6 protein-coding genes are annotated in these 12,880 nt (G+C 72.9%); 4 read left to right on the top strand and 2 right to left on the bottom strand.

The window, feature by feature from the left end; all coding sequences use genetic code 11:
• The first annotated feature begins 46 nt into the window (after positions 1 to 46).
• Positions 47 to 1,345, top strand: a complete 1,299-nt coding sequence (locus ACFRCG_RS38840) for an NAD(P)/FAD-dependent oxidoreductase (protein ID WP_380040401.1) — start codon at positions 47 to 49, stop codon at positions 1,343 to 1,345.
• 94 nt (positions 1,346 to 1,439) lie between these two features.
• On the opposite strand, the gene ACFRCG_RS38835 is transcribed toward ACFRCG_RS38840, so the two are convergent.
• Together ACFRCG_RS38835 and ACFRCG_RS38830 are read right to left on the bottom strand one after the other, a co-directional pair.
• Complete coding sequence (locus tag ACFRCG_RS38835; RefSeq protein ID WP_380040399.1) at positions 1,440 to 2,561, bottom strand: glycerophosphodiester phosphodiesterase; 1,122 nt, start codon at positions 2,559 to 2,561, stop codon at positions 1,440 to 1,442.
• Positions 2,562 to 2,730: 169 nt separating this feature from the next.
• Positions 2,731 to 3,858 carry a saccharopine dehydrogenase family protein gene (locus tag ACFRCG_RS38830; protein WP_380040397.1) on the bottom strand — a complete coding sequence of 376 codons (1,128 nt, stop codon included), beginning with the start codon at positions 3,856 to 3,858 and terminating at the stop codon, positions 2,731 to 2,733.
• Between the two features lie 549 nt (positions 3,859 to 4,407).
• Between ACFRCG_RS38830 and ACFRCG_RS38825 the strand changes: the two genes are divergently transcribed.
• From ACFRCG_RS38825 to ACFRCG_RS38815, 3 genes are all read left to right on the top strand, one after another.
• Entirely contained in the window at positions 4,408 to 6,954 is a 2,547-nt protein-coding gene (locus ACFRCG_RS38825) for a BTAD domain-containing putative transcriptional regulator (protein WP_380040395.1), read from the top strand.
• A gap of 687 nt (positions 6,955 to 7,641) precedes the next feature.
• Positions 7,642 to 11,076, top strand: coding sequence for an amino acid adenylation domain-containing protein (locus ACFRCG_RS38820; protein ID WP_380040393.1), 3,435 nt, complete (start codon positions 7,642 to 7,644; stop codon positions 11,074 to 11,076).
• A gap of 374 nt (positions 11,077 to 11,450) precedes the next feature.
• On the top strand, positions 11,451 to 12,851 hold the full coding sequence (locus ACFRCG_RS38815) for a M1 family metallopeptidase (RefSeq protein WP_380040391.1): 1,401 nt from the start codon (positions 11,451 to 11,453) through the stop codon (positions 12,849 to 12,851).
• The last annotated feature ends 29 nt before the right edge of the window (positions 12,852 to 12,880 follow it).

Raw genomic sequence — 12,880 nt, 5'->3', positions numbered from 1 at the left:
GGTGAGACTGTGACGTGTCGCACCGCATCTCAGGGAGGAAGCCCGGATGAGTACGGACGTCGTGGTGATCGGCGCGGGGGTGATGGGTTCCTCGATCGCCCTCGAACTCGCCCGCGCGGGGCGGCGGGTGACGGTGGTGGACAAGGCCGGCGGTGTGGGCCTGGGCTCGACCGGCGCGTCCAGTGCGATCGTGCGGTTCAACTTCTCCACATACGCCGGCGTGGCCGCGTCGTGGGAGGCGCTGTTCTGCTGGCGGGCCTGGCCCGAGCACCTGGGCTGCGAGGTCGCCGACCCGGTGCGCTTCGAGCGTTGCGGGCTGGCCCTGCTGGATGTGGACGCCGCGCCGCGCGGGGCCTACCTGCCGCTGTTCGACGCGGTCGGGGTGCCGTACGAGGAGTGGGACGCGAAGACCCTGGCGGCCAGGATCCCGGGTTTGGACACCGGTCGCCACTGGCCGCCCAGACGCCTGGACGACGAGCGGTTCTGGGCGCCGGCGACCGGCACGCTCGGGGCGGTGTTCACCCCCGACGCGGGGTACGTGAGCGATCCGCAGCTGGCCACGCAGAACCTGGCCGCCGCGGCGCGGCGGTACGGCGCCGAGTTCCGGTTTCGGCGCACGGTGACCGCGATCGAGTCGACGGCCGGTCGGGTGCGCACGGTGGTGCTCGACGACGGGTCCCGGCTCGCGTGTGCGACGGTCGTCAACGCGGCCGGGCCCTGGTCCGGGCGGATCAACGAACTGGCGGGTGTGGGCGCCGACTTCACCATCGGGGTGCGACCGCTGCGGCAGGAGGTCGGATACCTCCGGGCACCCGACGGCTACAACCCGGAAGGCGCGGCCGGGGTCGCTGTGGCCGACCTGGACCTGGGTGTGTACCTGCGCGGCGAGGTCGGCGGCGGGCTGCTGGTCGGCGGGACCGAGCCGGAGTGCGACCCGCTCCAATGGCTGGACGACCCGGACGAGGCGAACCCCAACCCGACGCGGGCCGTGTTCGAGGCCCAGGTGACGCGGGCGGCCCGGCGGCTGAGCGGGTTGACCGTGCCGAATCGGGCGCGCGGGGTGGTCGGGGTGTACGACGTCGCCGACGACTGGACGCCGATCTACGACCGGACCGAGCTGGACGGCTACTACGTGGCCATGGGCACCAGCGGCAACCAGTTCAAGAACGCCCCGCTGGTGGGCCGAATGATGGCCGCCCTGATCGAGGCGGTGGACAACGGGGCGGACCACGACACGGATCCGGTGTGCTTCGTCGGCCCGCACACCGGCGAGCGCATCGACCTGGGCGCGTTCTCCCGCCGGCGCAGCGTCAACACGGCCAACTCCGGGACGGTCTTCGGCTGATCCCCGGGCCGGCGGCACCGACGGGTCGCCGCACACGGCGCAGGCCCCGTACCGCCGTGACGCGGGCGGTACGGGGCCGATCGCACGCCCGACGTCAGAGGCCGAGGCCGGTGCGGGCCGCGACGGCCGTGTCCGGCTGGTCGGCGAAGACGCCGTCCAGGCCGAGGCCGTAGAAGAGTTCGTACTCGGACGTGATGTCACCGCGTGCGTTCGGGTCGGCGCCGAGCCGGAAGTCCAGCGGCAGGAACTGGTTCTCCGCGCGGAACGTCCAGGCGTGCACGAGCAGTTGGTTGCGGTGCGCGTCGCGGATCACCGAGGTCGGCGCGAGCAGCTTGCCCGCCGCGTCGCGGGGCACGATCAGGTTCTTGTTGACCCCGATGCCGTCGGCGTAGGAGTGGATCCACTTCAGGTTCTCCGGCTTGGCCAGATCCTGGTACGTACGCGGGTCGTTCGCCACCACCAGGTCGTACGGGCGGCCACTCGCGTCCAGCAGCTGGATCAGCTTGTTGTCGGTCATGCGGTCGAGCTTGCGCAGGTTGGCGGTCTCGAAGGACTGGATGAACACCTTGTCCTTGCGCCCGGCGAGCCGGTTCTGCTTGAGGACCCGCACCAACGGCTCCTCCAGCGCCAGACCTATCGACTGGAAGTAGCTCGGGTGCTTGGTCTCCGGGTACACGCCGATCGTGCGGTCGAGCCGGCGGCCCTCGGTGCGGGCCAGGTCCAGCACCTCCTGGAAGGTCGGCACCTCGAACTTCCCGTCGAACGTGGTGTTCGTGGGCCGGACCTGCGGCAGCCGCTCCTTCGCGCGCAGCGTCTTGAGCTCGGCCAGCGTCAGGTCCTCGGTGAACCACCCGGTGACGGGCGCGCCGTCGATGGTCTTGGTGGTCTTGCGCGCGGCGAACTCCGGGTGCGCGGCCACGTCGGTCGTGCCGGAGATCTCGTTCTCGTGCCGGGCGACCAGCACGCCGTCCTTGGTGGACACCAGGTCGGGCTCGATGTAGTCGGCGCCCATCCGGATCGCGAGGCGGTAACTCTCCAGGGTGTGCTCGGGACGGTAGCCGCTCGCCCCCCGGTGCCCGATCACGATCGGGTGGGCCGACGGCCGCGACGAACCACGGGACGTGTCGTCCTGGGCCGCGGCGGCGGGAACCGCGATCACGGTCGCGAGCAGCACACCGGCCACACCGAGCGCGGGAAGGATACGTCGCAACGCCATCTCCTCTGTCGTCCCGACGCGGGCGGGGCCGCGCGGGAGCACGAATCGTGCGAACACGCCGAGTCAATCGCCGGCAGACGACGCGCGGTGAGGACGAAGCCGGCCCGTGGATGAACCTCCGGAGAACGTCCGGCGGCCCGGGCCCGATGCGACGGTGCCCGGGCCCGGGTCAGCGGGCGGCGGCGATCGTGGTGGGGCGTTCGGCGTCCTCGGTGGGTTGTTCGGCGCCCTCGCCCGGGAGTTCGAGGCGGCTCAGGTGGTCCGGGGTGAGCGCGCGCAGGAAGTCGGCCGCGTCGAAGGCCTCACCCGCGGCCAGGACGCCGGTCGTGGTGTGCCGTCCGGTCAGGAGCCGTTCGGCGGCCTCGACCACGAGGGGCGCGGTGACCGCGTAGATGTCGTTGCCGCCGGCCACCGCGCGATGTTCCCGCTCGCCGGTGCGCACGACCACCTCGACGAGGAAGGTCTGCGCGGAGCGGCCGAGGGCGTCGCCGGGGGAGGGGGAAGGGTTGGGCGTGCTCGCGTCGTCGACGTCGCGCAGCGGGGCCAGGTTCATCACCGCGCGCACCTCCGGGGTGCGCAGGTGACGGGGGATGGTGACCTGGTCGGCGGTGGCGAACTCGGTGACCGCCAGGGTGCCCATCGGCGCGGGGAAGCGCCACTCGGACCGCTCCTTCGAGTACGAGAAGGGGTGCAGCCGGCCGCCGGTGAACACGAGGTGCCGTCCCGCGTTGGTCCGGCCGGTGAGTCGGCTGCCCTCGGTGGGCAACCAGCTGTCCAGACCGAAGGCGATGGTGATCTCGTCCGCCGCCGACCGTTCGCCCATCGCCACGGTGGCCAACAGGTCGCCCAGCGCGCCGTAGAAGGCGAACGACGGCGCCAACACCAGCCCGGCGGCCCGGGCCCGCTCGCCCCGGGTGTCGAACAGCGCGGCGGTGGCCGCCTGTTCGGCGGCCACGTCGAGATAGTGCGCCCCCGCGCGGATCGCCGCGTCGGCCACCGGGAGGGTGGTCTGCGAGAACGGTCCCGCACAGTTGATCACGGCGGCGGCGCCGGCGAACGCCCGGTCCAGCGCGGCCGGATCGGTGACGTCGGCGATCCGGATCAACGAGCCCGGATACCGCTCGTCGAGTTCCCGGAGCTTTTCCTCGTTCCGACCGGAGAGAATCACCGTCCGTCCCCGGCGATGCAATTCGGCGACCACGAAACGCGCGGTGTGTCCATAGGCTCCATAAACCGCGACCGCACTTTCCCGGAGAGCGGCGTCGGCGGTCGGCGTATTCGTGGCGATGGCGTTCATGATTTCGCTTTCCGGAATCGGGACCCGACCGGAACACCCGGTCGGGGGAAGCACATACACATCCTTCGCGCCCGTCGGGGGCGCTGCCAGTGTCGGGAACGACATGGTCCGTGCAATTCCGGACACGGTGCGCGCGGTGGTCGAGGGCATCGCTCCGGGCCGGGATGCGCCGGCCGCCCCGAGGCTTCGTCGGGGGCTCGGGATTTCCCGGCGCTGATATACGAGCCGACCGACTGTGCCGATTATCAAGTGATATGGGTGGTTCCGTGATTGCGGACGGCGAGCGAATCGTGCCACGGAGTCATTGACCGACGAATTTCCGTTGTGTCAATGTCGTCTCCAGGTACCCGCGACTCGCCCGTCGCGTCGTCCGCCCACCACGGGCGCCCGGCGGGCGGGTCGTCACACCCGGGCCGACCCGAGCGGCAGCGGGAGGAGCGCGCGCGGGGGGCTACGCGCGTGGAGACACATCCGTCCGACCGACGGCTCGATTCTCCGCGAGACACCCCGAGACCGTCGCGACACCACCGCGCTTGACTGGAGGGTTCCATGGAATTCCGGATTCTCGGCCCGCTCGAATCGGTCCACGGCGGCGCACCGGTGGACATCAAGGGCACCCGGCAGCGCACCGTGCTGGCCCTGCTCCTCCTGGAGGCCAACCACATCGTGCCCACCGACCGGCTCGTGGACGGCGTATGGGACAAGGCGCCGCCGACCACGAGCCGAGGACAGATCCAGATCTGCATCTCCTCGCTGCGCCGACAGCTCCCGGCCGCCGCGCTGCCCGGACTGATCACCACCCGATCACCGGGCTATCGACTACGCGTCGCCGACGGGCAACTCGACCTGCACGCCTTCGAGTCCGGGGTGGCCGCCGGCCGTCGCGCCGCGGCCGGGCGGCAACCGGAACGCGCCGTCCGCGAGTTCCGGGCCGCGCTCGACCTGTGGCACGGACCGGCGCTGGCCGGGATCGACAGCCGACTGGTCCGGCACGGCGTCGCGCACCTGGACGAACGCCGCCTGGTGGTGCACGAGGAGTGCCTGGAACTGGAGTTGGCCACCGGCGCGCCGCACGGGCCCGTCGGCGAACTGCTCGCCCTGGTCGCCGCGCATCCGCTGCGCGAGCGGCTGCGGGTGCTGCTGATGACCGCGTTGTATCGGGCCGGCCGGCAGGCCGAGGCGCTGGAGGAGTACCGCAGGGCCCGGGAGATCCTGATCGAGGAACTGGGCATCGAGCCGGGCGAGGACCTGCGCCGGCTGCACCGGGCCATCCTGAGCGGCGACCCGGATCCGGTGCGACCCACCGCGCGGGCGATGATCGAACCGGTCGTGATCGCGCCGACCCGGGTGCCGCGCCTGCTGCCCGCCGACTTCGCCGACTTCACCGGACGTGTGGACCTCGCCCGGGAGTTGACCCGGCCGCGCGAGACCACCGGGCCCGGCACGGCGGTACCGATCACCGTGGTCACCGGACGCTGCGGCGTGGGCAAGACCACCCTGGCCGTGCACGCCGCACACCGGCTGGCCCCGGACTTCCCCGACGGCCAACTCTTCGCGCACCTGACCTCGGCGGACGGCCCGGTGGACCCCCGCGACGTGCTCGGCCGCTTCCTGCGCGCGCTGGGCCTGAGTGGATCGGCCGTCCCGGACGGCCTGGAGGAGCGCGCCGAGACCTATCGCGACCTGCTCGCCGGCCGCCGGGTGCTGGTGGTCCTGGACGACGCGACCGCGGAGAGCCAGGTCCTGCCGCTGCTGCCCGGCACTCCGGAGTGCCGAGTCCTGGTCACCTCCCGGCGCCGCTTCACCGGCCTGCCCGCCGCCGATCGGCTGGAGGTGCCCGCCTTCGACCCGGACGGCTCGGTCGAACTGCTCGCCCGGATCGCGGGCCGGCACCGGATCACCGCCGAGCCGGACGCGGCGGCCGCCCTGTGCGCCGCGTGCGAGCACCTGCCGCTGGCGCTGCGGATCGTGGCCACCCGGCTGGCGGCCCGGCCGCACTGGAGCGTGTCGGATCTGGTCACCCGGCTCGGCAACGGCTCCCGGCGACTGGACGAGCTGTGCTACGGCGAGGTGAGTGTACGGGGGAGCATCACGCCCACCTACGAGAGCCTGACTCCCGAGGCCCGGCGGCTCTTTCGGCTGCTCGCCCTGCTCCAGGCCCCCGGATTCGCCTCTTGGGTCGGCGCGCCGCTGCTCGGCACCGACCCGCTGCGGGCGCAGGACCCGCTGGAGGAATTGGCCGAGTGCTATCTCCTCGACGTCGAGGTGAACGCCGGTACCGGGGTGGCCCGTTACCGATTCCCCGAGCTGGTGTACACCTTCGCCCGGGAGCGGCTGGCCGCGGACGAGCCGCCCGGGGTCCGCCGCGCGGCGCTGGAACGCACCCTGGGCGTACTGCTGTTCCTGCTCGGCGAGGCGCGGCGGCGACAGCGCGGGGCAGGGTCGAGCGGGTCGCACGCGGGCGGGCGGCAGCGGATGTTCTCCGCCGAGCTGGTCGAGCGGCTGCTGGCCGATCCGCTCGCCTGGTACGCACAGGAACGCCCGTGGATCCTGGCGGCCATCCGACAGGCCGCCGCCGCCGGGTTCCTGGAGCACGCGCGCGGACTCGCGATGAGCACGGTCACCCTGTCCGAGGCCCGGACCCACCCGGACGCCGGACACGCGGTGGTGGGGTTCGGCGACGAGTTCGTCGAGGCCGCCTCGGCGCCCGACGCGTCGACGCGTGCGCCACGGGCCCACCCGCGCTCGGCGGCGGCCGATGTCGGCCCCGGGGAACATGCCCTGGAGATCCGCACGTTGCTCGACCCGGCCGATACCGGGCACGGGCGCGGCGAGGAGCGGCAGGCGGACGTGCTCGCGGTGGCCGCACGCGCGCTCGCGGCGAACATGCCGCGGCCGCGGGCCGGGTCGGCGGCGTCGGCGCTGGTCGGGGATCGGCTCGAACCCGGCCTGGAATCGGGCGCGTTCGGGTCCGGGTCCGGGTCGGTGGGCGATGCCGGCGCGTGGGTTCGGGCGGTGATCCCGCAGGTGCGTGCGCTGCGCGCGGAGGGTTGCCCGTCGGGCGGATCCGGTGCCGCGACGGTGCGTGCGGAGTAGGCGGCGCGGTCCGAGCGGGTGGCTTGTACGGAGCAGGCGGAACGTTCGCGGCACACGCCCGGTTCCGAGCGGGCGGCCGGGCCCGGCCGTCGTCCGGTCGTACGCGCGAGCCTGGCCGGCCCCGCCGTACTCCGGTCCGGACGACGACACGGGTCCGGCCGTCCACCCCTGCCGGTGCGCTTCCGGCCCCCACCCTCGCCGCGTCCCGCCCTCCCCTCGGGACGCGCGGTGACCCCGGAACGCTCCCGGTTCGACACGTGCATTCGGGTCCGGAGCCGGTCTCGGCCCCGGACACGCTCCCACTTCCGCACGTGTCGTGGATCCGAGGACGCCGCCTCGGACCCGATCCGTCCGGGAACGTCTCCCCGGACCGGGCTCGCCCCACCCGCCTCGCCGATCACGTCGCCACGCGCGTATACGGCGTCACGGTGCGAATGGGCGCTCCCCCCTGGACACGCACGATATGCGGGCCGCCTTTCCTTTTCCTATCGGTGCATTCTCCGTTTCCTATCCTTGACGCCCTCGTATTCGCGTCCTTACGGTGCGAACGTTTGCCGACGAACACATCGCCACGGGGCTTCCGCCGAGGTATCGCACCGATGGGAAGGGCGTCACGATGGACCGCGACTCCGGGCAAGGGCGGGAATTCCCCAAGGCGTTGCGGGGGTACGAGAGGGGTCGTGGACGATGAACGGGGCGGGTGCGGCCGACGGGCGGATCGGGTCCGCCGCGGGCGGGTCCGGTGGTCGTGACGGTGGTGTCGCGGCCGGTTGGCGGGCGGCGGTCGCCGGGGTCTGGCGAGGCGGGCTCGGATGTGGTGCCGACGCGGATGCGGAGGCCGGGGTTCCGATTCGAGACGACGCGGACTTCTTCGCCGAGGGCGGCGACTCGGTCGCGGCCGTGGAGACCGCGATCGCGCTGCGGGAGCTGACCGGCTCCGAGGATCTGGCGCTCGACATCCTCTACGACCACCCGGAGTTCGGCGGGCTTCTCGCGGCGCTAGGCGACGGGCACGTGGCCCCGGGGCAGGACGAGTTCCGCGAACTCACCCCGGCCGAGGAGCACCTGTGGGTGGCCGAGCAGCGGCACCCGGGAACGCCGGTCCACCACGTCGACGCCCACTACCGGTTCGCCCGCTCGCCGAACGTGCCCCGGCTGATCGCCGCGCTGGACGAGGTGGCCGGACGGTACACCGCGCTGCAGCGCGGATTCGCCGCGCCGGGACGGGCGTTCGAGGTGTCCGGGGTGTCGGTGCCGGTACGCTGGGTGGATGCCCAGGGCGTGCCCGACACGGTGGTACGCACCCTGCTGGACGACGAGATCCGGACCCCGTTCGACCTCGCCCACCCACCCCTGCTGCGCGCCCTGGTGGTGGACCGGGGCGAGGTCGGCGCCGAACTCCTGCTCACCGCACACCACCTCGTCTGCGACACCGCCTCGCTGGCGCTGCTCGAAGGCGAGTTGCAGCGCCGGTACGCGGGAGCGCCGGACCCGGTCGCACGGGCGAACCCGCTCGGACCGCCCCCGGCCCCACTCGTCGCCGACCCGGCCGCCGCGCTCGCCTCCTGGCGGGCGACCCTGGCCGGGTGCCCGCGCGCCATCGCGCTGCCGCACGACCTGCCCCGGCCCGGGACGCTCGACGTCGCGGGCGGCGTGCACCGCATGGTGGTCCCGGCCGCGGCGAGCGCCGCGCTGCGGGCGGTGGCCGCCGGCGAGCGGCTGAGCCCGTTCATGACCTGGGTGGCCGGCTACCTCGTCGGCCTCGCGGCGGTGACCGGCGAGCGCGACCTCGTGGTGGCCGTACCGGTGTCCACCCGCGGGCCCCGACAGCGGGACGAGGTCGGCACGTTCGTGGACACCCTGCCGTTGCGGCTGACCCTGACCCCGGGCCTGACCGCCCGCGCCCTGGCCCGACGGGTCCGCCGGGTGGTCGCCGAGGCGCTGGCCCGGCGGCACGTACCCTTCCGGCGCATCGTCGCGGCGCTGCCGCCGGCGCCCGGCGAGCAGTCGCGCGCCCCGCTCGCCCAGGTCGGGTTCAGCTACCTGGACACCTCGGATCGGGGACTGCGACTGGGCCGCTCGTGGGCCGGCCGCACGTCGATGCCCACCGGCGCCACGAAGTACGAACTGCTGTGGGCGCTGACCCGACGGGGCGAGCGTACGATCGCCGAACTGGAGTACAGGACCGGCCTGTTCAGCGAGCAGGCGGCGGCCGACCTGCATGCCCGGATGATGACCGCGATCGAGGCGGCCTTCGCCGACCCGGATGTGGAACTGCCGCTTTCGACCGCGGTGTTGCCGAGGCGCACCGCACGGCGGCGCACGATGGGGGAGCGGGCCGCCCGGATCGAGGCGGTGCCGCCGCGGGCCGTGGACGCGATCGGGCTCGGGTCCGACGTCGAGGCCGGAAAGGCCCCGCGTGGAGAAACCTTCGGCCCGGCCGCCGGGTTCGTCGAGGCCCGACGCATGGCGAGCCCGATCGTCGAGGACGCGGAGTATGTGCCGGTGCACGAACTCGTACGCCGACACGCGCGGGAGCGCCCGGACGCGATCGCGCTGCGCCACCGTGAACGCGAGCTGACCTACCGCGAGTTGGACGAGCAGGCCGCCGAGGTGGCCGCCGGACTGCGGGCCGCCGGGCTGCGTCGGGGCGCGGTGGTGGCCGTCCCGATCGGTCGCGGCGCCGACCTGGTCATCGCGTGCCTGGGCGTGCTGCACGCGGGATGCGCCTACCTGCCGGTGGACGTACGGCAACCGACCGCCCGCACCCGCGGCATCGTCCGGGCCACCGCCCAGGCGGCCCTGGTCGCCGACGAGACCACCGCGGCGCTCGTGGTCGACCTGGTACCGGTGTTGTGCCTGGAACTGCTCGCCGAGCGGCGCCGATCCGGGGCCCGGACGGCGCCCTCGTCGACGCCGCCGCGCGTGCACGGGGACGACATCGCCTACGTGATGTCCACGTCCGGGTCCACCGGTACGCCCAAGGCGGTGATGGTGCCGCACCGGGCGATCAGCCGACTCGTCCCGCACGCCGAGTATCTGCGGATCGGCGTCGAGGACCGGGTCGCGCAGCTGTGCAACCCGGCGTTCGACGCGTCGACCTTCGAGATCTGGGGCGCGCTCTCCGGCGGCGCCACGCTGGTGATCGAGGACGCCGACGTGGTGCTCTCGCCGACCCGCCTGCGGGCCTTCCTCGCCGAGCAGCGGATCACCGTGTTGTGGCTCACCACCACGCTGCTCAACCAGGTGATCGACGTCGCGCCCGACGCGCTGGGCCGACTGCGGGTGTTGCTGGCCGGGGGCGAGCCGCACGATCCGCGCCGCCTGGAGAAGTTGTTCGCGGGCGGCCGGCCGCCGGCCAGGGTGGTGAACGGGTACGGGCCCACCGAGAACACCACGTTCAGCACCACCCACGACATCACGCCGGACAACCTCCGGGCCGGAGTGGTGCCCATCGGCAGGCCGTTCGGCGACGGCACGGCGTACGCGCTCGACCCGAGAGGGCTCCCGGTCGCGGCCGGCGAGGAGGGCGAACTGTACGTGGGCGGCGAGGGGTTGGCGCACGGCTACCTGAACGCCCCCGCGGCCACCGCCGCCGCGTTCGTACCGGACCCGTTCGACCCGCGCGGCGGGCGCCGGCTGTACCGCACCGGCGACCGGGTGCGGCAACTGCCCTGCGGGTCGTTCCAGTTCCTCGGGCGCCGGGACCACCAGGTCAAGGCCAAGGGCGTGCGGGTGGAACTGGGCGAGGTGGAGGCGGTGGTACGGCGCCAGCCGACGGTGGCCGACACGGTGGTGTTCGGCCGGCCCACGGACAACGGCACCGAGATCGTCGCGTGTGTCACCCCGGCTCCGGTCCCGGCCGTGATCGGCGCGGGCAGCGGCGGCGCGGCCCTGGGTGTGCCCGCGCTGGACGTGGCGGCGCTGGGCGAGCGGCTGCGGCTGGAGTTGCCGGAGTACATGCTGCCCACACTCGTTCCGCTGGACCGGATCCCGATCGATGCCGAGGGCAAGGTCGACCGCGCCGCGCTGGAGGCGGCCGCGCGTCCGACGGCGGAGGTGTCGCGACGGGCGAACCACACGGCCGCGCAGGTCCTGGTGACCAACGACGGGAAGTGGTAGGCCCCTTGCGGCCCGCGTGTATCGGCCTCCCAGGCTCCCGGCATGCCGGCCTCCCGGTGCCTCTGCGTGTCCACGGCCCCCGGCTTCGTGAGCCGGTCCGCACGCCGGGTGGTCGGTGGTGGGCCCGCGGTGACCTCGGGTGATCCCGGGCCGGTCCGCCGACGTGATGACGCCCGTTCGTCACCCGGATGACCACGCGCAACCTGTTTATCGCCCGCGAGTTCGACCGTAGAGTGATGGCCGCCGCGGCGCGCCGGGCGGTTTATACCGTTCCACGCGCGTCGCGGTGCGTCGATCGTGCGCCACGTCGGATCCGCCGCCGCGGTGTTGTACAGCCGAGGCGGCACCCAGCCACGACACAGGAGGCCATCACCTTGGCATCGAAGATCGCCCGTCCCCTCCTCGCCCTCGTCGCGACTCCCGTGCTCGCCGCCCTCCTGGTGGGTGCCGGAACGCAAGGGGGCGCTGCCACGCCCGGTGCTCCCGGGGCGGGCGACCCGTACTTCCCGGACTCCGGGAACGGTGGAATCCACGTCGTCCACTACGGCCTCGACCTGGACTACACACCCACCACCAAAAACCTCGTGGCCACCGCCGACCTCACGGTCACCGCCACCCAAAAGCTCAGTTCGTTCAACCTCGACCTGTCCGGACTGACCGTGGACAGTGTGCGGATCGACGGCCGACGGGCCGCCTTCAGCCGCGCGGGCAACGAACTCACCGTCACCCCGTCCCGGGCGCTGGACAAGGGCCGCAGGTTCCACGTGGTCGTCTCCTACTCGGGTGTACCGGCGCATGTGTACGACCCGGACGGCTCCCCCGACGGCTGGATCATCCAACCCGACGACTCGGTCTTCGTGGCCGGTGAACCCCAGGGCGCGATGACCTGGTTCCCCAGCAACAGCCACCCGAGCGACAAGTCCACCTACGACGTCGAGGTCACCGTCCCCGACGGCTGGACCGCGGTGTCCAACGGCCGGTTGCGCGACCGGCGCAGCCGCGGTGGCAAGACCACGTTCGCGTGGCGCGAGTCGCAGCCGATGGCCGCCTACCTGGCGACGGCGAGCATCGGCCGGTTCCAGACCGAGCAGTACACCACCCGGAGCGGGCTGCCCGTGTACAACGCGGTCGCCCCGAGCCAGGCCGCGGCGGCCAAGCCGGTACTCGACCAACTGCCCGCCGTGATCGAGTTCGAGAGCAGGCTCTTCGGTCGATACCCGTTCGACGCCGCGGGCTCGATCGTCCAGGACGCGCCCGACGTCGGCTACGCCCTGGAGACCCAGACCCGGCCGATCTACGACCGGGCACCGCGGCTGGACACCCTGGTGCATGAGACGGCGCACCAGTGGTTCGGTGACTCGGTGACGCTGACGAAATGGCAGGACATCTGGCTGAACGAGGGTTTCGCCACCTACGCCGAATGGCTGTGGGACGCCGAGCACGGCGGCCCGAGCACGGCGCAGAAGTTCGCCACCGACTACGCACTGCCGGAGACCGACGCGCTGTGGTCCTTCCCGGCCGGTGACCCGGGCGACGGCGGGCACATCTTCGGCAAGCCGCCCTACGCGCGCGGTGCGATGGTGTTGGAGAAGCTGCGCCAGACCGTGGGCGACCGGGACTTCTTCGCCATCCTCCGGGCCTGGGCGAGCGAACACCGGTACGGCCACGCCGACTCGGCCGGGTTCATCGCACTGAGCAAGCACATCTCCGGCAAGAACCTGGACGCCATGTTCGCGACCTGGCTGTATGGCCGGGGCAAGCCGGCCACCCCGTAACACGAGCGACGACACGATGGAACACCGAG

The organism is Embleya sp. NPDC056575, from assembly GCF_042793325.1.
Lineage (GTDB): Bacteria > Actinomycetota > Actinomycetes > Streptomycetales > Streptomycetaceae > Embleya.
This window is presented reverse-complemented; position numbering and strand designations above follow the sequence as displayed.

Excerpts from the sequence above, each read along its gene's own strand:
- ACFRCG_RS38840 (WP_380040401.1), top strand. The coding sequence starts at position 47 with ATGAGTACGGACGTCGTGGTGATCGGCGCGGGGGTGATGGGTTCCTCG.
- ACFRCG_RS38835 (WP_380040399.1), bottom strand. The coding sequence starts at position 2,561 with ATGGCGTTGCGACGTATCCTTCCCGCGCTCGGTGTGGCCGGTGTGCTG.
- ACFRCG_RS38830 (WP_380040397.1), bottom strand. The coding sequence starts at position 3,858 with ATGAACGCCATCGCCACGAATACGCCGACCGCCGACGCCGCTCTCCGG.
- ACFRCG_RS38825 (WP_380040395.1), top strand. The coding sequence starts at position 4,408 with ATGGAATTCCGGATTCTCGGCCCGCTCGAATCGGTCCACGGCGGCGCA.
- ACFRCG_RS38820 (WP_380040393.1), top strand. The coding sequence starts at position 7,642 with ATGAACGGGGCGGGTGCGGCCGACGGGCGGATCGGGTCCGCCGCGGGC.